Annotated in this window: 17 protein-coding genes and 1 tRNA gene; 12 read left to right on the forward strand and 6 right to left on the reverse strand. The window is 42.4% G+C overall.

Annotation, left to right across the window (positions count from 1 at the left end; translation table 11 throughout):
• Window positions 1-188: 188 nt before the first annotated feature.
• Window positions 189-1,763 carry an ATP-binding protein gene (locus HKX40_RS09025; protein WP_171589251.1) on the reverse strand — a complete coding sequence of 525 codons (1,575 nt, stop codon included), beginning with the start codon at window positions 1,761-1,763 and terminating at the stop codon, window positions 189-191.
• Between the two features lie 441 nt (window positions 1,764-2,204).
• Between HKX40_RS09025 and cysK the strand changes: the two genes are divergently transcribed.
• From cysK to greB, 5 genes are all read left to right on the forward strand, one after another.
• Window positions 2,205-3,188 (forward strand): cysteine synthase A, encoded by a 984-nt coding sequence (gene cysK, locus HKX40_RS09030; protein ID WP_171589252.1) that lies wholly within the window; start codon window positions 2,205-2,207, stop codon window positions 3,186-3,188.
• A gap of 460 nt (window positions 3,189-3,648) precedes the next feature.
• Window positions 3,649-6,765, forward strand: coding sequence for a DNA internalization-related competence protein ComEC/Rec2 (locus HKX40_RS09035; RefSeq protein ID WP_281360256.1), 3,117 nt, complete (start codon window positions 3,649-3,651; stop codon window positions 6,763-6,765).
• 269 nt (window positions 6,766-7,034) lie between these two features.
• Window positions 7,035-7,955 carry an alpha/beta fold hydrolase gene (locus HKX40_RS09040; protein WP_171589254.1) on the forward strand — a complete coding sequence of 307 codons (921 nt, stop codon included), beginning with the start codon at window positions 7,035-7,037 and terminating at the stop codon, window positions 7,953-7,955.
• A gap of 224 nt (window positions 7,956-8,179) precedes the next feature.
• Window positions 8,180-9,028 carry a 3',5'-nucleoside bisphosphate phosphatase gene (locus HKX40_RS09045; RefSeq protein ID WP_171589255.1) on the forward strand — a complete coding sequence of 283 codons (849 nt, stop codon included), beginning with the start codon at window positions 8,180-8,182 and terminating at the stop codon, window positions 9,026-9,028.
• Window positions 9,029-9,133: 105 nt separating this feature from the next.
• A complete protein-coding gene (greB, locus tag HKX40_RS09050) occupies window positions 9,134-9,685 on the forward strand; it encodes a transcription elongation factor GreB (RefSeq protein ID WP_171589256.1) in 552 nt (183 codons plus the stop codon).
• 149 nt (window positions 9,686-9,834) lie between these two features.
• On the opposite strand, the gene HKX40_RS09055 is transcribed toward greB, so the two are convergent.
• The 4 genes from HKX40_RS09055 to ugpQ all read right to left on the reverse strand — a co-directional run bounded on the left by HKX40_RS09055 (window position 9,835) and on the right by ugpQ (window position 13,572).
• Entirely contained in the window at window positions 9,835-11,196 is a 1,362-nt protein-coding gene (locus HKX40_RS09055) for a PFL family protein (RefSeq protein WP_171589257.1), read from the reverse strand.
• An 11-nt stretch (window positions 11,197-11,207) separates the two neighbouring features.
• Complete coding sequence (locus HKX40_RS09060; RefSeq protein WP_171589258.1) at window positions 11,208-11,480, reverse strand: ACT domain-containing protein; 273 nt, start codon at window positions 11,478-11,480, stop codon at window positions 11,208-11,210.
• Window positions 11,481-11,876: 396 nt separating this feature from the next.
• Window positions 11,877-12,734, reverse strand: a complete 858-nt coding sequence (locus HKX40_RS09065) for a 23S rRNA (adenine(2030)-N(6))-methyltransferase RlmJ (protein ID WP_171589259.1) — start codon at window positions 12,732-12,734, stop codon at window positions 11,877-11,879.
• A 94-nt stretch (window positions 12,735-12,828) separates the two neighbouring features.
• A complete protein-coding gene (gene ugpQ, locus HKX40_RS09070) occupies window positions 12,829-13,572 on the reverse strand; it encodes a glycerophosphodiester phosphodiesterase (protein ID WP_171589260.1) in 744 nt (247 codons plus the stop codon).
• A gap of 367 nt (window positions 13,573-13,939) precedes the next feature.
• Here ugpQ and HKX40_RS09075 point away from each other — a divergent pair, with 367 nt between their 5' ends.
• The 7 genes from HKX40_RS09075 (at window position 13,940) to HKX40_RS09105 (ending at window position 21,710) form a co-directional block, all read left to right on the forward strand.
• Window positions 13,940-15,859, forward strand: coding sequence for a SurA N-terminal domain-containing protein (locus HKX40_RS09075; RefSeq protein ID WP_171589261.1), 1,920 nt, complete (start codon window positions 13,940-13,942; stop codon window positions 15,857-15,859).
• Window positions 15,860-15,893: 34 nt separating this feature from the next.
• Window positions 15,894-16,832, forward strand: a complete 939-nt coding sequence (locus HKX40_RS09080; protein WP_171589262.1) for a 2-hydroxyacid dehydrogenase — start codon at window positions 15,894-15,896, stop codon at window positions 16,830-16,832.
• 363 nt (window positions 16,833-17,195) lie between these two features.
• Entirely contained in the window at window positions 17,196-18,086 is an 891-nt protein-coding gene (gene mmsB / locus HKX40_RS09085; RefSeq protein WP_171589263.1) for a 3-hydroxyisobutyrate dehydrogenase, read from the forward strand.
• A gap of 58 nt (window positions 18,087-18,144) precedes the next feature.
• Complete coding sequence (locus HKX40_RS09090; RefSeq protein ID WP_171589264.1) at window positions 18,145-19,296, forward strand: acyl-CoA dehydrogenase family protein; 1,152 nt, start codon at window positions 18,145-18,147, stop codon at window positions 19,294-19,296.
• A gap of 395 nt (window positions 19,297-19,691) precedes the next feature.
• Window positions 19,692-20,999: a magnesium and cobalt transport protein CorA gene (locus HKX40_RS09095; RefSeq protein WP_343043065.1), complete on the forward strand. Its 1,308-nt coding sequence runs from the start codon at window positions 19,692-19,694 to the stop codon at window positions 20,997-20,999.
• A gap of 17 nt (window positions 21,000-21,016) precedes the next feature.
• On the forward strand, window positions 21,017-21,502 hold the full coding sequence (locus tag HKX40_RS09100) for a YajQ family cyclic di-GMP-binding protein (RefSeq protein WP_171589265.1): 486 nt from the start codon (window positions 21,017-21,019) through the stop codon (window positions 21,500-21,502).
• Window positions 21,503-21,616: 114 nt separating this feature from the next.
• Window positions 21,617-21,710, forward strand: a tRNA-Ser gene (locus tag HKX40_RS09105).
• 102 nt (window positions 21,711-21,812) lie between these two features.
• On the opposite strand, the gene HKX40_RS09110 is transcribed toward HKX40_RS09105, so the two are convergent.
• On the reverse strand, window positions 21,813-22,949 hold the full coding sequence (locus HKX40_RS09110) for an iron-containing alcohol dehydrogenase (protein ID WP_171589266.1): 1,137 nt from the start codon (window positions 22,947-22,949) through the stop codon (window positions 21,813-21,815).
• Window positions 22,950-23,074 lie beyond the last annotated feature (125 nt).

The raw sequence follows: 23,074 nt of genomic DNA on the forward strand, positions 1-23,074 counted from the left end.
TTTTTTTCACGGTGAACTGGTATACTAGGCATGACTCATTCCAACGGGCGAAAATCCCGCGTGTGGGGGGGCAGAGCTACACAGAATCGGAGGTGCAAGTATGGCAGAAGGATGGGAAGAGCATGTCCTTAACCCGAGAGGCCATACTGAGATTGCTTAAACGGGAAATATCTGTCGATGATAGATTGCTATACCGCACTAATCGCAAAATCAGCTTCTCTCGTTTCTTCATCGAAACTTACGCCGATTTCAAAAATCTGTTTTGCCCCAGCACGGTATTTCTCTGCATAATTACGCGCTTTAATTTGCGCTAAGGCTTGTTGTGCGTTGGCGACTTGCTTGACCTTAAACTCAAAGATATACACATTACCTTGCTCAATTGCCACTAAATCGGCACGTCCAGTGGAGGAAGCATCTTCCATGATAAAGTCAGTGCAGGCACCTGCAAAGAACATCCCGATAGCACTTTGCCAGTGACCTTCTGAATGAGCAATCGTATTGCGTCGATAGGCATCGCTAGGGATTCTGGCAAGCGCACTTTTAATAAGCTGCTGTAATTGCTCTATATCACCTTCACGTAAGTACTTACGTAAATCACTGAGTGCTTTTTTACTATCTAGCTTGAGGACTTCTTGTAGCCACTTGCTACTGAGGGACTGTCGTACTTCGTAGTTGGGAAATTTAAGGGCGTATTGGCGCGGTGCACTGGGGTCTTCAAAGACTTTATCAATCGTCAGGTAGCCTGTTTGAAAGAGGACGGGAATAGGGCGTATACCCCCCACATCCACAGAACCGAGTAAATCATTGGTTTCTGCGATACGAGCGATGTCTGTTAAAGAGAACTCATCACTGGTGAGTAGCTTCATTAAGAAAGAGGCATTGCCACCTGTGCCCATCCAGTAGTTATCAAAGACACAGCCGCCTTTGAAAAACAGCAAAATATCAAAAGGATTGTAAACGCTTTCACCGGTCCAGTTATAGCCGTTGTACCAGAACTTGACTTGCTCTAAGTCCACCCCTGGCAACTCGGGAGCAAAGACAGACTCTAATTCTTCTTGGGTATAGCCACATAGGGCAGAGTACTCGGCTCGCAAGGTAATGTCTTCTAAGTTATTTAATCCTGAGAATAAACTCATCTGCCCAAATTTAGAGACACCTGTCAGCATAGCAAAGCGAATGCTACCTGATAGATCCTTAATCTGAGAATAAAGCGATTTTAAAATGCCTCGAACTTCAGTGGCGATTTCTGAATTGTCTAAATTATCGATGATGGGTTTGTCGTATTCGTCAATGAGAACGACAACCTTTTGCTGGTATTTTTCGCATGTGATTTGTATTAGTTTTCGGAAAGCGTAGCCTACGCCTCTCTCCAATGCGCTTTCGTCAAGACATACTTCCAAGTATCTTCCGTTTTCTTCTAGTATTCCTTCTATATAAGAACGAAGTTGTTGCGGATTGCTGCTGCCAACCTCCCCCGCAAACGACAGGCGAATTACAGGATAGGTGGTTTCCCAATCCCAGTGATGCTCGGCATATAGGCCAGTGAATAGCTTCTTGTTCCCGGAAAACAACTCTGCCATGGTATCTAGGGTGAGACTTTTACCAAAGCGACGAGGGCGAGAGAGAAAGACAAAATCCGCATCATTGATGAGCTTAGTAATACAAGGTGTTTTGTCCACATAATAGTGATTACGATTGCGTATTTCAGCAAAGGTGGCTATACCTATGGGTAAGCGTTTTTTTTCGGTGTTCTGTGCGGCCATTATCGCTCCTTGGTGGTGTCGGATTTGTGAAATCCGACCTACATTGAGGGAAACAGTCTATTTTGGAGGATTGTCCATCATCAAAGTCGGCGGATTATGTCTCTGCCCACGAGGAAATCTCGCTGTGTATTTTTGCATGGTGAGAGGTCTTGCCTATTTTAACATGCACATTTCTTAGTTGCTTAGTGGGTGAATTTTTTATATCTAAAAGAAATATAGAAAAAATCAATTATTATTTTTATTTTTAAAGGAGTGCCGTTATACTATCAACCATGAAGAAATTACTATTGCTGATAGTAAGTTGTCACTGAGCAGTGATAGTGTTTTTATAAGTATATATGTCATTCTTGATTGGATATGGGGTGGCGTATAGTAGTGGATTTAGTGGTCACAGGAATAAGAAAAATCGCTGTGACACCAATATCAGTTAAAGGAAATATTATGTCTACATGGTTTGAAAACAATACGCAATCAATTGGTCGTACCCCCTTGGTGAAATTAAATCGCATTACGGCTGGTTTAGGGGCAACAGTGCTTGTTAAAGTAGAAGGTCGCAATCCTGCCTATTCTGTGAAAGACCGTATTGGTGTGGCAATGGTTGAAGATGCCGAGAAAAAGGGGCTTCTTGGTCCTGGCAAGGAGATTGTTGAGCCTACCAGTGGTAATACAGGTATTGCTCTTGCGTATGTAGCAGCTTCTAAAGGTATTCCTATCACTTTGACGATGCCAGAAACAATGAGCTTAGAGCGTCGTAAATTGCTTGTAGCATTTGGTGCTAAGTTGGTATTGACTGAGGGTGCCAAAGGTATGCCTGGTGCGATTGCCAAGGCAGAAGAGATTGCAGCTTCTGATCCTAATAAATATGTTTTGCTACAACAATTTAAAAACCCAGCGAACCCTGCTGTTCACGAGCGTACAACAGGTCCAGAAATTTGGGAAGCAACAGACGGCAAGGTGGATGTTGTTGTTGCTGGCGTAGGTACAGGTGGTACGATCACAGGAACTACACGTTATATCAAGAAAACTCAAGGCAAAGCTATTGAAGCAGTTGCTGTGGAGCCTAGCACTAGTCCTATTTTGACTCAAAAACTCAAAGGAGAAGAGCTAAAACCAGGACCTCACAAAATTCAAGGTATTGGTGCAGGTTTTGTTCCTGATGTACTTGACTTATCGTTAATTGATAAGGTAGAGCCTGTATCTAGCGAAGAAGCACTAGAATATGCTTTACGTCTATCTCGTGAAGAAGGTATTTTGTCCGGTATTTCAAGTGGTGCAGCTGTGGCGGCGGCTGTACGTCTAGCCAAACAACCAGAGTATGCCGGTAAAGTTATTGTAGCAATCCTTCCTGACTCTGGTGAGCGTTATTTAAGTTCTGTATTGTTTGAAGGATTGTTTGACGATAAGGGGCTACCTATCGCTAGATAATCTAACTTTAGCAGTAATATCGTACGAATTACACCATTCCCACGATGTTGTTGCTAGTACTTAGTTTGCCATGAATCACCTCCCAATTGCATAAGTATCTGATGTATTGGGAGGTGTTTTTAGTTTTAAGCAGAAATCAAATGGTTAGATATGTTAGAAAAATCCTTTAACTTTCTGGTGTTGCATATCTTTAAACACTCCAAATAGGAGTTTTTTGTCCACCCACCCTATAGCATCTGCCTTTTATTTTTTATAAGATTTTTGTTGAAGTGCTGAACGCAGATAATCTTTAGGAATGTAAAAGCACTCTTAAAGCCATTAGAAATTTGTCCCCAACAGCAGGGGAAAATGAACCAAAAATGGAGGTGCTTATATGTGGGGGATTTTTTGTATTGGGGGTTTACTGGGTTGTGCATGGGTACACCTACTGCATAAATTGCCTGCACCTGCTTGGGGATGGATGTTAGTAGTAGTGGGGAGTTTACTACTTATCATTTGGGGTGTATCTACAAAAGTTTCTTTACTATCATCTATAGATGCACAGGGAAAACCAAACCTATATAAACCACAATTTGGTCATAATAAAAACATACAACCAACATATAGTGACTATAAAAAATACAATAATAACAGTAGTTATTCTGGCAGTATCAACTTTCTGAGGAGTAATAATTATCCAGGCAGTATCAACTTTCTGGGGAGTAATAATTATCTAGGCAGTAGCAATTTTCTGAGGAGTAATAATTATCCAGACAGTAGCAACTTTCTGAGGAATAATAATTATCCAGGCAGTAGCAACTTTCTGGGGAGTAATAATTATCCAAGCAGTATCAACTTTCTGGGGAATAACAATAGATTTAATCAGATAATTCAGCATAACTATCTGAAATTCATCTTACTATTCCTCTCGGGACTTTGTTTAATGGCTGGGTATACTCTATATCAAGCCCACCAACGTCTGGCAGATACTTTAAGTCCTCAGCATGAGAATAAAGTGAGTCGATTAACCTTGCGGGTCAATGATATTGCTCGTTTTAGTCCAGGTTCAATAACTTTTGATGCAGAAGTTCTTTCTGCTCATGGTATTGCTTCCGGTATTCCTCGTTTTATTCGAGTGTACTGGTCGCAGACAAAGCAATTTCAGCTTTATCAAGAGATACAAGTCGCTTCAATGCCCAATGTCCGGCCTGGGCAGGTATGGGATATGTGGTTATTACTCAAACGCCCCAATACTCTGATGAACCCTGGCGGTTTTGATAATGAATCTTACCTGTTCCGTGAAAATATTCGTGCATTGGGGACGGTGAAAGGGCAACCCCAACTCCTGCAACAGGCACAGCATACCTTTCATACGCAGATACAAGCATGGCGGCATGATTTGCGTAAGGCAATGCAAGCTTATGTGGAGGGAAAGCGTTATGGTGCTGTACTGATTGCGCTCGTCATGGGGGATCAAGAGGGTATTTCTCAAGAGGATTGGCAACTTTTTAACCGCACGGGGATGTCACATCTAGTCTCTATTAGTGGCTCTCATATCACGGTGTTGTCTGCCCTAGCAACGGTCTTGTGCTTATGGGGGCTGCGGAGGATACGATACCGAGGTAATTTATTGGCTCATTATTGTGATATTACCTGGATAGCCGCTGGGGTTGGAGTGATAGTGGCGTTGTTATATTGTCTGTTAGCTGGTTGGGGAATCCCTGCTCAACGGACGTTCTTTATGTTGTTACTGACTTATTTGTTGCATGGCTCTAGTGTGCGATTATCCTTACCAACTATTTTTCTTATCATTGCGATTGTAGTGAGTATTTTTGATCCTTGGGCGTTGCTTAGTGCTGGATTTTATCTGTCCTTTGCTGCAGTTGCCGTGTTGCAACAATTAAGTGTGAGGTTTAGGGCGTTTTCTACAAAATCCTCTTTGCCTTTGCAAGGAAAAGTGCGGTTATCCCATAAGGGTGTCCGTTTTCTAAAAGAGTGGTTGCTCTTGCAAGGAATGGTTACGGTAGCAGCAGTGCCATTCTTGATGTATTTTTTTCACCAAGTTTCGCTGATTTCACCAGTTGTGAATGCTTATGCCATTTTTCTAATTGGGATGGTGGTTACGCCGCTTAGCTTGTGTATGGGTGGGTTAAGTGTATTGGTTGAAATTTTCCCCTCTTTAGTCGTGGTGGTGCAGTGGTTGGCTGATATAGCCCATAATGTGTTGCAATGGGTAATGCAAGTGAGTGCATGGTTATCTACATGGCGGTGGGCAAGTGTAGATACTAGTGATGTGCCAATTTGGGCGTTAGGGTTGTGTGGTATTGGGATTGTTTTATTGATAATGCCAAAAGGATTGCCTCTGCAGCGTTATGGGTTATTGTTTGTTGCACCTGCATTTTTATTGGTCGACAGGCCATTACAAGCCGGAGAGTGGCAGCTTTATGCCTTTGATATTGGGCAGGGGGGTTCGGTATTGGTAAAAACAGCAAATCATGCTTTATTATTTGATACCGGGGTGAGAGTATCACCAACCAATGAGTCAGGAAGTCGGGTGCTGCTGCCTGCTTTTCGTGCTTTAGGGGTAAAAACACTAGATACCTTGGTAGTGTCCCATGCTGATATTGACCATAGTGGTGGCTTGAAAACAGTGCTAGAAAATATACCTGTAGCTCGTATATACGCATCTTTTCAGGTGGATAAGTTTTTACAGCAACAATCAGCAGCTCCGCATCCACTCACTATTTTAGAGAGGGATGCACAACAAATAGGAATAGGGGGACAGCAACAGTCTAAGATAAGTCTATCTCAAGCATCTGAACTTCCACCTTTGTTAGTCAAATGGTTAGCAGAGGGAACTGAAGATGTATGTCAACAAGGGGTTTCCTTTGTTTTTGATGAGGTTCGCTTTCGTTTTTTAAATAGACATCCAGCCTTGTCAGCACCACAAATAAATTCGCTTAATTCATTACCCACGCCACAAGGCAAGGTATTAGCATTATCTACACCACAGGGCAAGGTATTAGCATTACCCACGCCACAGGGCAAAGTATTATCATTATCTACACCACAAGGCAAGGTATTATCTTTAGCGGGAGAAACATCAAGTTTTTCTACTATGTATCTGCAACGGCCCATGTCTCAAAGTAAAGCCACGTTACCTTTTGCGTTATCTTCCACAACAAGGCTACCTGTTCCTTTAAAATCTAGCAATCAACAAAGCTGTGTCTTGTCTATTGAGGGAAAATACCACCGAGCTTTATTGACGGGTGATATTACTAGAATGCAGGAACAGAGTTTAGTTGAAGATGGGGAGTTAACAATCCCCTATGAGGTAGTACAAGTACCGCATCATGGATCAAGCAGTTCTTCTAGTTTACTACTGGTTCAGTATACTCAGCCCCTGTTAGCTATTGCGCAAACAGGTTATCTGAATCGTTTTAAGCATCCTGTTCCGGAGATTCGACAGCGTTGGGAGGATAATGGGGCTGTTTTTCTCAATACAGCGGATACAGGGGCTGTACATGTGGTATCTCAAGCGATGGGAATCGCCTACTATCGTTGGCGTGAGCAACACAGACGGTATTGGCATAGGTAACAGGACGGTTATGGGGAGGTGACAAAGGTGTTTGCAATGCCAATATAGGGGAAATAGCAAGGGATTTTTAGTTCAAAATAAGGTACGAATATAGGGAAAATGGCAAGGGATTTCTGGTTCAAAATAAGGTACGAATATAGGGGAAATCACAAGAGATTCCTAGTTCAAAATAAGGTATGAATATAGGGGAAATCACAAGAGATTCCTAGTTCAAAATAAGGTATATTGGTCGGATTAAAAGTTACAAAATAGATAAAGGAGACACAGTCATGGCAGAGCCACGTTTGCGTTATGTGATTTGTACGAATCCTCAGGGTTTTCACCGTATGGCTTACTGGGAGTGGGGGGACCCTGAGAATGATAAAGTCTTATTATGTGTACATGGATTGACACGTAATGGACGAGATTTTGATGAAGTTGCTCGTGTGATGAGTATGACTCATCGGGTAATTTGCCCTGATGTGGTGGGGCGTGGAGCATCGGATAGGCATGATAATGCTAAATTTTATGCTGTTCCTTATTATGTTGCTGATATGATGACCCTCTTAGCACAGACCAATGCTCGTAGTATTGATTTTTTGGGGACTTCTATGGGGGGGATGATTGGTATTGTAATGGTAGGATTTAATGCTTTATTACGAGCTAAAGCAGCACAAAACCCTCATTTACCAGAGGATGCCTACCTACCTTTCCAAAAATTGATTCTCAATGATGTAGGTCCTCGCTTGGAGCGAGCGGATTTGAATAAAATTGCTGAAAATACGGCGAATCCAGTAAGTTTTGCTTCACTAGAAGAGGCATTGCCTGTTATGAAAGAGCGAGCTGCTTCTTTTGGCCCTATGTCAGAAGATAATTGGCAGGCATTTGTTCGGACGACATTACATTTGGTGGATGGCAAATGGGTGTCTAATTATGATGTGAAAATCGCTGAAGGGTTTGCAGAACTGGCTCAACCAGGCGCAGTGGAGAAATCTGAGGCAATCATGTGGGGTCTTTATCGTACCATTGATATTCCTACCTTGGTGATTCATGGAGCGGCATCAGAATTGTTATCCTCTAACGGTGTGGAGATGATGGTGCAGGCTAATCCGCTTACCGAGGTGGTAGATATACCTCTTGTAGGGCATGCTCCCTCTTTATTAGAGCCAGAACAGGTTAAAATAGTTAAAGACTTTCTGTTAAAAGTGTAAAGTAAACTGTGCAGCAAGGCAGCCAGCAGCATAAATTCACTGAAGTGAGCTAGCAGGTAGTATGGTTAGATGCTGTAGGAAGCCTCTTGTTTTTAGCAGAGGGGCAGAGGTCAATAGCAGCATAAACTCACTGAAGTGGCTAGCAGGCAGTATGGTTAGATGCTGTAGGAAGCCTCTTGTTTTTAGCAGAGGGGCAGAGGTCAATAGCAGCTAAGAGGTACAAGATGATTTATTCTACCGTGGATTTACATTGCCACTCTACCGCATCTGATGGGGTGTTTACACCGTCTGAGTTGGCACATCGTGCTTATGCACATGGCGTGAAATTATGGAGTTTGACCGACCATGATGAGGTGGCTGGTCAGGCAGAGGCTATGACTACAGCTCAATCACTGGGAGTTCAATATGTGACGGGCATTGAGATTTCTGTCACTTGGGCTGGGCGTACTCTGCATATGGTGGGGTTGAATTATGATTTGCACAATAAGTCTATGCTAGAGGGCTTACAGCGTATACGTGATGATCGTACAGAGCGAGCCCGTATTATGGCGGATAAACTTGAGAAGTTAGGAGTGAAAAATGCCTACGAGGGGGCTTTGGCATTTGTGGATAATCCAGAGTTAATCAGCCGTACTCATTTTGCACGCTATATGGTGGAGCAAGGGATTTGTAAAGAGGTTCAAGAAGTTTTTGATAAATATCTCGCAGATGGTAAACCTGGCTATGTCGCTGGTAAATGGGCAACCCTTGAAGAGGCTGTTGAGTGGGTAATCGGTGCTGGTGGTGTAGCAGTGATTGCCCATCCTGGACGTTATAAATATTCAGATATAGAATTTACTCAGCTTTTTAATCGTTTTAAGGCTCTCGGTGGTCAAGCGATTGAGGTTGTGACAGGCTCTCATCGCCCTGAACAATATGCTCAATATGCAGAAGTGGCTAAACACTATGGTTTTTTAGCTTCTTGTGGGTCTGATTTTCATGGTTTTGAAAAGGTACGGTTGGAGTTGGGACGTTTACCCCTGTTGCCTGCGGGATTAACTCCTGTATGGAAAGCATGGTACAGCGGGGACTAATGTGTCAAGTGCATATCAGTAGTTGTAATTGCTGGTATATAGGCATGGATAGAAAACGTTGTACAATAGATACTTTTCGTCATTTGATTATTAGCGAGAAAATTAATGAGTAAAGCGTTTACCAAAGAAACTGATCACGAAGAGGAAGACGAAGTACAGGAAGCCTCGTTGCCTAAAGGGCTTAAGAACTATATGACCTTGCAAGGGTATCAGACTCTACGTCAGGAGCTTGAGCATTTGGTCAAAGTGGAGCGTCCTGAAGTAGTTTCTGTGGTATCTTGGGCAGCTTCTAATGGCGATCGTTCTGAAAATGGAGACTATATCTATGGTAAGAAACGTTTGCGTGAAATTGACCGCCGTATGCGCTTTTTGACTAAACGGCTTGAGATGGCAGAGGTGATTGACCCCTCCAAACAGCCTAATAGAGACCAGATTTTCTTTGGGGCGACAGTATTATATGAAAACCAAGAGGGTGTAGAGACTGAGGTCACCATTGTAGGGATTGATGAGGCAGACCCACTTAACGGTAAAATTAGCTGGATTTCTCCTGTGGCTAAAGCGTTACTTAAAGCTCATGAGGGAGATAGTGTGAATCTTATAACCCCCTCTGGTCCCCAAGAACTTCTTATTCTTGAGGTGCGTTATCCAGAGAGGTAATGCCTTAACAATTTAAAGACGTTGTTTGCACCTAGTCAAGGGTTTTAAACAAGTAATTATTAAAGACGCTGTTTGCACCTAGCCAAGGTCTTTAAACAAGTACTTATTAAGGACGCTGTTTGCACCTAGCCAGGTTTTATAAACAAGTACTAATTTTTCAGTGCTTGTACTGGTGATGGGATTCGTCCTCCGCGGCTAATAAACACTTCGCACGAACCCTCTTTAACTGGCATAATCGGTGCATAGCCTAGCAAACCACCAAACTCTACAGATTCCCCAACATCCTTGCCTGGTACTGGAATAATACGTACCGCAGTGGTTTTGCTGTTAATCATACCAATAGCAGCCTCATCGGCAATAATGCCAGAAATTGTACTGGCTGAGGTATAACCTGGTACTGCAATCATATCTAGACCGACAGAGCAAACTGCTGTCATGGCTTCGAGCTTATCAAGTGTTAGAACTCCTTGTGAGGCGGCAGCAATCATCCCTTCATCTTCAGATACTGGGATAAACGCACCACTTAAACCTCCGACTGCACTACTTGCCATCATGCCACCTTTTTTCACTGCATCATTAAGCAATGCTAGCGCTGCCGTGGTACCATGTGTACCGCAGACACTCAATCCCATTTGCTCTAAAATACGTGCCACACTATCACCAACCGCAGGGGTAGGGGCAAGTGATAAGTCTAAAATACCAAAAGGAATGCCTAATTTTTTGCTGGCTTCTTGACCGATAAGCTCACCTACTCGTGTAATTTTAAAAGCGGTTTTCTTTACAATTTCAGCCACTTCAGTCAGAGAGCCTGCGGTATTTTTTTCAAGGGCTGCTTTAACAACGCCAGGACCTGAAACCCCCACATTAATCACCGCATCGCCCTCACCAGCTCCGTGAAACGCACCTGCCATAAAAGGATTATCCTCAACGGCATTACAGAAGACCACAATTTTGGCACAACCAAATCCCTCGGGGGTGATAAGTGAGGTTTGCTTAATTATTTCCCCTGCGAGTTTAACCGCATCCATATTGATGCCAGCCTTGGTCGTACCAATATTGATAGAGCTACATACAATATCCGTTTCTCTCATGGCTTCGGGGATAGAACGAATCAATACCTCATCCGCAGGACTCATACCCTTATGCACCAAGGCAGAAAAACCACCAATAAAAGAAATGCCAATATCCTTGGCTGCACGATCAAGTGTTTTGGCGATGGAGACGTAGGAAGAGGCTCCTGTAGCGGCAGCAATCTGTGCAATAGGAGTAACGGAGACACGTTGGTTAACAATAGGAATGCCGTACTTTACAGATAATTCATGGGCTGTCTTTACTAAGTCCTTACCAATACGGGTAATTTTTTGGTAAATCTTTTGATTAAGTACTTCAATATTGTCACTAATACAATCATGTAAGTCGATACCGATGGTGATTGTACGAACATCAAAATGTTGATCAGAAACCATGCGTAAGGTTTCTAAAATCTCATAAGACTGAAAACTATTGGTCATGTCACGTCCCTTTAAATGCGGTACATGGCATTAAAAATTTCAGTATGCTGGATGCGCAAGTCTACCCCGATTTTCTTGCCTTCTTCGGTAAAAAGGTTTGCTAATGTTTGATAATCAAGAGGGCACAATGAGGTATCCACCAAGAGAATCATTGTAAAATAGCCATCCATGATTTGCTGGCTAATATTGATGATATTAATTTGCTGTTCTTTTAAAAGCTTAGCTACATCATACACAATACCAATACGGTCTTTACCGATAACGGTTAATACGGACTGATCCATTAAAATTCCTTTAGTACAACAAAAGTTTTATTTTACAGCTGTCCACCACTTGTATCTTATACCTCAGGCATTTTACAATCAAATTATTGTTGAAATTGTGGGAGTGGAGTATGGAGATATTCTTGATTTTCTTAATTCCGATTTTATTCGTAATATGGTGTGTTTTAGCGTTGATACTTATGAAGATCCTTGATTTTTTGTTGCCAGAGTCATTGGGGTTTGTAAAATTCATCATTTTTTGGCCAATAGTATTGATGATACCACTCCCATTATTCGTATACACTGAGGATTTTTTAGAGTGGATACTAGCTGGATTTCCTCTTCCTTCATGGGCGTATTCCCTACTCTAGGCGTAATGTTTTAGCGTTGGCAGGCAGAACGAATGCTAATGGGATGTCAACGCTCTTGATGTGCTAATAAAAAACTAGCATGGTTATCTTCTGCTAAATGCTCTTGTAAATAAGGCATAATTTGTTGTAGAGCAGGGTATAGTGTATAAGGAGGGTTGATTACAAACATACCACTGCCATGTAAACCGTAACCGTCTTTGCTCGGTTTTTTGACCGTTAATGCGGCATGGACCCAGTCAATATTGGGTAGCTTCTCTAGCTGATGAATCATTTCGGCAACTTCCTTGCGTTGCACAAGTGGATACCAAATGAGATAACACCCAGTGTGAAAACGTTCTAGTGCCTCTTTCATTGCTTTGACTAGATGTCGATAATCAGTCTTATCCTCATAAGACGGGTCAATAAGTGTGATGGCTCTACGAGTAGGGGGAGGTAATTGCGATTTTAAATAATCAAAACCATTTTGTTTAAAAAGACTCACTTGGCGACGAATATCACGGTCTTGTTGCTCAATGTTTTCTTGCAAAATCTCAAACTCACTAGGGTGAAGTTCAAAAAGACGTAGTTTGTCTTTTTCTCGCATATACTCTAGGGCTATCCAAGGAGAACCAGGATAAAATTGTAATTCCTCACCGCCATTTAAGTCACGGATATAGTCGACATAATCTTGCAAATCTTTAGGGAGGTCTGCACAATCCCATAGTCGAGTAATCCCTGTTTCAAATTCTGCATTTTGACTCGCCCAGTCGTCCGCAAGGTCATAGATGCCTGCTCCCGCATGAGTATCAATCACCCAGTAGGGGTTAGGCTTGTGATTAAAATAATTCAGCACATGCAGTAAAACAGTGTGCTTAAGCACATCAGCATGGTTGCCTGCGTGAAAAGCGTGTCGATAACTAAACAAAATAACCTCAACAAGAAAATACGCCCATATTTTTGGGATATATGGACGTATATTATTTAACGCCTCTAGTAAATCTTACTAGTTAAGCTCATCATTATGCCATAGAGGCAGGTAGGCGTTCTAATTCATCTGTAAAGATGGCATCACAACCCCAAGCAAAGAGTTCCTTAGCTCTGCGATAATCATTGACTGTCCATGCACAAATGCGATAACCGTCTTTGTGAATAGCTTTAATAACTTTTTCCGTAAGAGTCTTTTGGTCTGGGTTTACCGCTACGCAGGCGAGTTTTTTGGCCACTTTTTTAGCGGTAGCATCATATTCATCGCATAAAAACGCACGAGGAAGTTCTGGTGCTGCTTTATAAGCTGCCTCTAGTGCCTCTGCGGAGAAAGAAGACAGTAATGGAGGAATTTCAGCCCCTTTAAACCAACGGGCTACCGCTTCTGCTACTAGTTTACCCGTGATTTTTTCACGGCCAGGGCAGGGCTTAATTTCGACATTGCAAATGATATTGTTTTCAATGGCAAAACGTACAATGCTTTCAAGTTTTGGTAAGGGTTCACCTGCATAGTAAGCTGAATGCCATTGTCCCATGTCTAGCTCAAGCAGTTCTGCATAAGTCATCTCTGCTGCAAGACCTTGACCATTAGATGTACGCTTAACATCATCATCATGCAATAAAATCAATACGTTATCTTTGGAGAGCTTGGCATCAAACTCTACCATATCAAACCCATAATCCAAGCCGCAACGCATTGCTGCAAGGGTGTTCTCAGGGGCAAAACGTCCACCACCACGGTGAGCAATCAAACGAGGATAAGGCCATTTCTTAGACATATTTCATCCTTTAAAAACATCTTATAAGCTAGGAGTCATAGCTATAATCTTAGCTATGAGCTACCCAGCTAGTTATCGCCATTGACATAGTAGAGTATGGCACATTCATCATTTGTGTAGAGCAAATGATAAGAAAACAGTTCAATAGGCAGTATTTTAAAATCAAGCAAGGCACTTGTGAAGAGGAAAGGCAAAATATTGTTGTGAATCTGTTAGAATAGATGCTTTATATTTACAGACTTTACAGACACAAAGCAGCGCTTAGGGATGTGAGTGTAGGGGTTTATTTTCACAGTGTGGTTACTTTGTGGCGATAAAACCTAGATAAAATCCTTCGCTGTGTTGGCAGGCTTTATAGAGAATCCATATGTTAGATTTTTTTCGTACCCATTCACGTTTAGTGATGATTTTATTGATAGTGTTGGTACTACCATCTTTTGTGTTCTTTGGTGTATATGATTACCAAAGTTTCACTAGTAATGATATTAAGTTAGTCACTATCAACGAACAGAAAATAACCCAGTCAGATTTCAATCGCTCATGGACTGAAAGGCTTAATGAGCTGCGTACCAATGAGGGCGTTAATTTTGACCTGACAAAAGCAGATACGCCAGCCACACGTGAAGCATGGTTGAATTCTTTAATTAATTCTGCAGTAACTCAAGAAATTGCTACTAAAGAGCGCTTTTCTGCATCTAATGCCATGGTGCGTTATGCATTGGCTCAGGATCCTCAGTTACAAGAAAATGGTCAGTTCTCTATGGAGGCTTATAATCGTTTCTTAACAGGGATTGGTGCGACTAGTCAGCAATACGAAGAGCATGTACGCGGTTATGAGGCCTTGCGACTAGTAGTATCCCCTGTTGCAGAGTCAGCCATTATGCCTAGTCCTACACTTAAGGCTCTCGGTGATGCGATGACTGAAGAGCGTAAAGTACGCATTCGTCCTTTCAAAAATGCTGACTATGCTAAAGATATTCATGTGTCTGATGAAGAACTTGGCAAGTGGTACGAGACTAATAGCGCCTCTTTTAAAGTTCCAGAATATGTTAACCTAGACTACGTTGTGCTTAACCAAGATGCGGCTATGGCACAAGTGAAAACACCTTCAGATGCAGATTTAGAGGCGTATTACAAAAATAATATTGCTCGCTTTAGCAAAGAAGAGCGTCGTCATGTTAAGCATATCCAAGTTGCTGATTTGGCGACTGCACAAGAAGTAGAAGCAAAAGCTAAACAAAATCCTTCTCAGTTTGATGCCTTGGCCAAAGAATATTCGCAGGATGCAGGTACCAAGAATACGGGTGGTGATTTGGGTATGCTGAAAAAAGGCGATATTCCTGACTTAGATGATGGTGTATTTGCACTAGCCCAGCCTGGAATCACAGACCCGGTGAAAATTGGGAATAACTACCATGTTTTCCAGATTGTGAGTATTGAAGCAGGGGGTAGCAAGTCTTTTGATGAAGTAAAAACACAGATTAGTGATGAAGTACGTATGCAACTTGCCTCTGAACGTTTTGCAGATATGGCAACTGAGTTGACTCATTTGGTGCAAGACCAACGTGATTCATTACAGCCTGTAGCAGATAAATTAGGTCTTAAGATTCAAACTGCAGACGGCATTACTCGTAGTGGTTTACTTACTAAAGCACAATTAAATGCTACTGTGGCAGGCACATCTGCTGAGCATTTGTTTACGTTACCTCGTGTTCGTGAGACAGCATTCTCTGCCGAGGTATTTGCACAAGGACTGAACTCTGGTGTGATTGAATTATCGCCCTCTGAGTTATTGGTTATCCGTGTTAAAGATAAAGTGGCTGAGCATGTTCCTAGTTTAGCGGATGTACATGCCCAAGCATTGGCTCGTTTGACAGAGATTAAAGCAGAAGAACTTGCTAAGAAAGCAGGTGAAGAGGCTTTATTACATGCCAAAGTAAGTGGTTCTACTGAAGGGTTTGACGAGGAAGAGCTTGTGATTGATCGCTTAAATAATGCAGTTTCTGAAGTGTTGGTCAACGCGGTGATGAATGCCCCTGCAGCATCTTTACCTCAATATGTAGGAGTTGAATTGGGGTCAGCTTATGTCATTGCTCGTATTGAGTCTGTGACCAAGAATGCATCCAACTTAAAGAATATCTTTGATCAATACCAAGCCCCTGCATTGAACTCTATTTTAGCTAATGAGGTAGCACGTGCGTTTACAATTAACCTGCGTCAAAAAGCCAAGGTGGAAATTTTCCCAGACGCACAAAAAGTGATTAATGGGGATGATAAACAAGAGTAATGGCGTTGGTGTTAAATAGTGCCAAGGATAGAAAATGACTAAGAAAAAAGTGCTTATTTTAGGAAATCCTCATGAACGAGTAAAAGCGTATTTTTCTGCTCATGCGGATATGACCATTGCTTCTACAGCAGAGATGGTAGAAGAGGTGTTGGCTAAAGAGGGTGCATCATTTCAAGTGGTAATTTCGAGTGCTTATATGGGCTTGAGTAGTGCATGGATAACTCGATTATCTGCGTTGGAAATTGTGTGTAATTTCGGCGTGGGGTATGACAGCACCGATGTAGCCGCCCTAAAAGCACGCAATATTCCTTTTAGCAATACTCCAGATGTGTTAAATGATGCGGTAGCCGATACTACTATGGCATTGTTGCTTGCTACTGTGCGTCAAGTGTGCTTGGCAGACCAATTTGTGCGAGCAGGGCGTTGGGAGAAAGAGACGTTTCCTCTTACGCCTAATGTCACAGGGAAAAAGGTCGGTATTGTGGGGTTGGGTAGTATTGGTAAAGTGATTGCCAAACGTTTTACTGGCTTTGATTGCGAGATTGCTTATCATAATCGCCATGCACGTACTGATGTGCCTTATCGCTATGAAGCGTCTTTGCCTGAGCTAGCTCGCTGGGCTGATTTTTTGATTGTTGCAACGGTCGGCGGGGCAAATACACGGCACCTGATTAGTGCTGAAGTGCTACAAGCATTAGGCACAAAAGGGTATCTTATCAATATTGCACGTGGCTCTGTCGTGGATCAGGGGGCCTTGATTCAAGCATTGTCAAGTCGTCAGATTGCCGGAGCAGGACTGGATGTATTTGAAAATGAGCCTTTTGTGCCAGAGACTTTACGGGCATTGTCTAATGTAGTGTTAATGCCTCATGTGGGAAGTGGTTCTATTGAGGCACGGGATAGTATGGCACAACTAGTGATTGATAATTTCGAGAGTTTTTATCGCACTGGTGAGCTAATAACTGCCGTGTAACCAGACTTACCCACTGGGCCGTACAAACCTCTTTTCATTGATGAGAGAGAATTTGAGAGTGTAACTAGACTTACCCACTGGGCCATACTGGCTGCTTAAACAACCGAAATTTTGAAATCCTCCTTTATAACGTTATCCCTAATACCTCTTAAATTGACGTAATGGTAAACTTTTTGTTAGATAGTATACAAATCGTCTATTAGATGACATTTCTTGCCAAAGAAGTCTTTTACCATTACTAAAGAGAGGACTTTGGTCTTTAAAGATGGAGGGGTAGTCTTCCTACTTTTCTTATATAAAGCGTTGTCTAATGATAGGCGGCAAGATTCACCTACAAAAATTATGGTGTTAAGGAGACAGACAATGAAAATCGGTTTTATTGGCCTAGGTAATATGGGCGGCCCAATGGCATTAAACCTCATCAAGGCTGGACATGAATTAGCAGTTTTTGACCTTATGCCTGCCTCAGTGCAGAAACTGACCGAGGCGGGTGCCCAAGCATTTGCAAGTCCAGCAGAAGTTGCAGCACAAGATATTGAAATATTAGTCACCATGTTGCCAGCCTCTGCACATGTGCGTACCGTTTACCTTGGGGATAATGGTGTACTTTCTACGGTTAGACCTCAAGTCCTTCTTATTGACTCTTCAACCATTGACCCACAGACAGCACGCGATGTCGCCACTGTCGCAGCCAAACAGGGCAACGCTATGTTAGATGCTCCAGTGTCGGGTGGTACGGGTGGTGCTCAAGCTGGCACGCTGACCTTTATGGTAGGAGGGGCCGAGGCTGATTTCGCCAAGGCCAAACCTATTCTTGAAAACATGGGCAAAAATATTGTTTACTGCGGAGGCACAGGCAACGGTCAAGTTGCTAAGATTGCCAATAATATGCTCCTTGGTATTAGTATGATTGGTGCAGCAGAGGCAATGAATTTGGGAGTTTCACTAGGTATGGATCCCAAGGTGTTGGCTGGCATTATTAATACTTCTTCAGGACGATGCTGGAGTTCAGAGGTATATAACCCATATCCTGGTGTTGTTGAGACGGCCCCTGCATCACGTGGGTATACCGGTGGTTTTGGTGCCGATTTAATGCTTAAAGACCTTGGGTTGGCGACAGAAGCAGCCAAATCTGTCAAAGCTCCAGTCACATTAGGGGCTACAGCACAGCAACTTTATCAGACATTTAGCAACCTTGGTCATGGTGGTTTAGACTTTTCTGCCATTATCAAGATGATTGAGAAACAAGGCTAATTCTCGAAATAACACACCACAGACAGGGGATAGAACCCTCAACACCAAAGGAATGAATATGTTTAGTACACAATTAAGCGAAGAGCAACAAATGATTCGTGATATGGCACGTGATTTTGCTCGTAATGAAATTGCCCCTCATGCTGAACAATGGGAAAAAGAGGGGTGGCTTGGTGATGCAGCGATTGCACAGATGGGTGAGCTTGGACTGCTAGGCATGACCGTTCCTGATACAGAAGGTGGGTCATTTATTGACTATGTTTCTTATGCCTTAGCCGTAGAAGAAATCGCTGCGGCTGATGCTGCCATGTCAACCATGATGAGTGTACATAGCTCGGTCTGTTGTGGTACTTTACTTAAGGCAGGTAATGAGTCTCAGAAACAAAAATGGCTTGCTGATATGTGTTCAGGAAAAATTATTGGCAGCTTCTGCCTCACTGAGCCTCAGGCTGGATCCGATGCCAGTGCCTTGAAGTGTCGTGCAACATTGGAAAATGGTGAATGGGTGTTAAACGGTGCCAAGCAATTCGTAACCAACGGCAAGCGAGCAGGACTGGCGATTGTTTTTGCTGTGACAGATCCTGAACTTGGCAAGAAAGGGATTTCTGCCTTTCTTGTACCAACCGATAATCCTGGTTATATTGTGAGCCGAGTAGAGCATAAATTGGGCATTAAAGCCTCTGATACATGTGCTATTACCTTAGAAAATTGTCGCATTCCCGAAGAGAATCTACTTGGAGAGCGTGGCAAGGGCTTGGCGATTGCCTTGGCAAACTTGGAAAATGGTCGTGTGGGGATTGCAGCACAAGCAGTTGGTATTGCACGAGCAGCCTTTGAGACTGCTTTGCAATATGCTAATGAGCGTACTCAGTTTGGTAAACCGTTATCCCAACACCAGAGTATTGCTAATATGTTGGCAGAAATGCATACGCAAATTGAGGCAGCACGTCTATTGGTGTTACATGCAGCCTCACTAAAAGACCGCGGTATTCCTAGCTTATCGCAGGCATCTCAGGCTAAATTATTTGCTTCTGAGATGTGTGAGCGAGTATGTAGTATGGCTATCCAAATTCATGGTGGTTATGGTTTCCTAGAGGATTATGCAGTTCAGCGTTATTACCGTGACGCACGTATTACACAGATTTATGAAGGCACTAGCGAAGTGCAGAAGATTGTGATTGCACGTGCATTGCAGGATTATCAGGCGTAATTTCATATAGAGGCTGCTCAGCGCTAGGGAAGCGATACTGTTTAAGGCTTTTTTAGTATCAAGTGCAATTTCATATAGAGGCTGCTCAGCACTAGGGAAGCGATACTGTTTAAGGCTTTTTTAGTATCAAGTGCAATTTCATATAGAGGCTGCTCAGCGCTAGGGAAGCGATACTGTTTAAGGCCTTTTTAGTATCAAGCGCAATTTCATATAGAGGCTGCTTTTGGCTGATAACTAGCTGTATTGAATAGACAACTAGGACGCTGAGTTTCTTACTACTACTAAACACTCTCAAGTGGCTGCTTGTTTCGTTGGGTAGCCATTTTTGCATTAATAACTGCCGCTAAACGTTTTATAATAGAACGCCAATGAATTTTTTCTCAAAGGAGGGCTTGATGAGCAATGAAGATAAAGATTTAGAAAAAGAGCTCGAGAAACAAGAACGCATCAAAGAGATGCATGAGGCCCGTGAGCGTATTGAGGAAGCTGAATATGAGCTTGAGCAAGCTCATGAGCAGCTTCAGCATGTGGTAGAGCAATTTACTGAGGAGCATGGAGCAGAAGAGCTTGATCATATTATTGAGGAAGAGAGTGCTCAGTTAGATGGCGATAGTTCTGATGATTCCGACGAAGGGGATGGCTCATCTGCTGCTGCTCAAGAAGAAGCCATGGAAGCAGCTCTTGAGGGAGATGCGGTTGCCAAAGATGAAAAAAACAAGAAAAAAGAAAAGAAAACAGGTCTTATTGCATCAGTTGAGTATGTTCACGGTAAAAAGCGTGAAGCGGTTCCTTTGGATAAACTGTCTGGTTATAAAAAAGACCCTGCACGTCTATTATGGGTAGGGTTAAAAGATCCTAGCCCTGAAGAGTTGACCAAAGTTTGTAAAGATTTATCCATTATTGATGAGGCAGCTCAGGAAATTTTAGAAATTCACCGTAAGCCCAAGGTGATTGATTATGGCAACTATATTCAGCTAGTGGCAGTAACTATCACCAAAGAAAACAAAAAACTGGTTTTTGGTGAGATGCAGATGATTTTCGGGGTAGGGTTTGTCTTGACTGTACGCCGTGGCGGAGCTATGACAAATAGCTCGTTACGTGAACGCATGGAGTCCTGTCCTGAGTTAATTGCTCGTGGTTCAGACTTTGTGGTTGCAGAAATTTTGGATGTGTTTGTTGATAGCTGTGCTGCATTAGCTTCACGGTTGGAGACAGAAGTCAATCAGGTTGAGCAAAAAATGATGTTGCGAGGTTTTAAAGAGACGGATATTCGTAAGCTCTATAAGCAACGTCGGGACTTATTGCGTATTCGCACCTCAATCACACCGATGGTGGAAATTTGCCGTAAAATCGCAGTGATGAATAGCCCAATTATTGAACCAGATTCACGCTCATATTTCACTATTGTGGCTGACCGTATTGCTCGTATTGATGAGCAAATTCACGCCTTGCATGAGGCGTTGGCATTTGCTTTTGAGGCGAGTTTAATGATTGGACAATCGCATCAGACCGATGTGACCAAAAAACTTGCTGCATGGGCAGCGATTCTTGCTGTGCCGACAGCCGTAGCAGGAATTTATGGAATGAACTTCAAATATATGCCCGAGCTGAATTGGACATTGGGCTACCCGATGGCGTTGGGTTTGATGGGCGGTATTTGTGGATTCTTGTACTATCGATTTAAAAAATCAGGCTGGTTGTAATAATATAGGAGAAAACAATGCCTTCATTTGATGTGGTAAGTGAAGCAAATATGATTGAAGTGCGAAATGCAGTGGAACAAGCGAACAAGGAAATTTCTACTCGCTTTGATTTCAAAGGCTCTGATGCACGTATTGAACAAAAAGATTTAGAACTAACTCTCTTTGCTGACGATGATTTTAAAGTTAATCAGGTGAAGGATGTATTGATTAATAAACTAGCTAAACGCGGCGTGGATTTACGCTTCCTAGAGTATGGTAAACAAGAAAAAATCTCTGGTGATAAACTTAAACAATATGCGACTATTCGCAAAGGTGTGACAGGTGACTTGGCCAAACGTATTGTTAAACAAATTAAAGATAGCAAACTTAAGGTGCAAGCTAGTATTCAAGGAGATACTGTACGTGTTAGCGGAGCCAAACGCGATACCCTGCAAGAAGTGATTGCATTACTGAAAAAAGAGGTTAGCGATGCTCCTTTGAACTTTAATAATTTTCGAGATTAAGGGAATTTTCGAGGTTAAGGGAATGAAAAACAACAAAATCTGGGAAAAATTGTATTTATCTTAAGATTAGACTTGCCAAAACATAGATTGTGCTGGTAGAATTATCATTTCTGTGGGAACGTGGCCGAGAGGCTGAAGGCACTTCCCTGCTAAGGAAGCATACGGGCTTAAACCTGTATCGAGGGTTCGAATCCCTCCGTTTCCGCCACAGTTTATATAAAACCCCTTGATTTTCAAGGGGTTTTTTATTTTCAATGATTTGTACTGGGTATTTATCCAATTAAATACCCAGCAAACGCATCACTAAAATTTAGTAAGCCGCTTTGAAGATACCAATCACTTCTTCAAGGGTTGGTTGAACTGGGTTGGTTAAACCACAAACATCTTTCATGGCATTTTCTGCCAATGTCTTGAAGTCTTCCTCTTTAACACCCAATTCGCGTAAAGATTTAGGAATACCTACAATACCAGCTAATTTCTTAATGGCTTCAATTACTGGAAGACCTTTAAGGTCAGCGTTATTGGCTGATAAAATTTCACCGACTTCATCTAAACGTGTTTTGGCAGCACGCAAGTTAAACGATTCCACATGCGGTAATAGCAAGGCATTGCACACCCCGTGAGGTAAGTTGTAGAAACCACCTAATTGGTGAGCCATGGCGTGTACATAACCTAAAGAAGCATTGTTAAATGCCATACCGGCGAGGAATTGAGCATAAGCCATTTGTTCACGAGCTACTGCATCTTTTGGAGACACCACTGCTACAGGTAAGTATTTTGCAATTAATTCAATGGCTTTAACGGCACATGCATCAGTAATAGGAGTTGCTGCTGTTGATACATAGGCTTCAATGGCATGTGTCAATGCGTCCATACCGGTGGCTGCTGTTAATGAAGCAGGCATACCCTCCATCAGTTTAGGATCATTCACAGAGAATGTTGGGGTAACGTGTTTGTCCACAATAGCCATTTTTACATGACGCTCTTCATCAGTGATGATGGTAAAGCGAGTCATTTCAGATGCTGTACCTGCTGTGGTATTTACAGCCACAAGAGGAAGTTGAGGTTTGCTTGATTTATCAAGACCTTCGTAGTCTTCAATCTTGCCACCATTGGTTGCAAGTAAAGCAATGCCTTTAGCACAGTCATGAGAAGAACCACCACCTAATGAGAAAATACAGTCTGCCCCTAGAGCTTGTAAACGAGCAAGACCATTGTTGACATTTTTCACAGTAGGATTGGGTTGCACCTCATCAAATACGTCGCTGCTAATGCCTTTAGCTTGTAGGCGTTGAGCTAAATCAGCAGCATAACCTAAGTTAGCGAGTGGTTTATCAGTAACAATAAGAGCTTTTTTAAGTCCTAGTGTGGCGATTTGCTCGATAGCTACATCTAATGCACCCTCACCGAGCACGTTTTGACTTGGCATAAAAAATTGTGAGGCCATAATTCTCTCCTTTCTTATTAAAGTGACTATAAAGTTTTAAGGAATTAACTAGAAACCACCCATAACAAAGCATGAATGTAATTTCTTAAAAATATTAAAATCCGTCTTAATAATATCGCTAAAAC

This window comes from Pelistega europaea (assembly GCF_013133775.1).
Taxonomy (GTDB): domain Bacteria; phylum Pseudomonadota; class Gammaproteobacteria; order Burkholderiales; family Burkholderiaceae_B; genus Taylorella; species Taylorella europaea.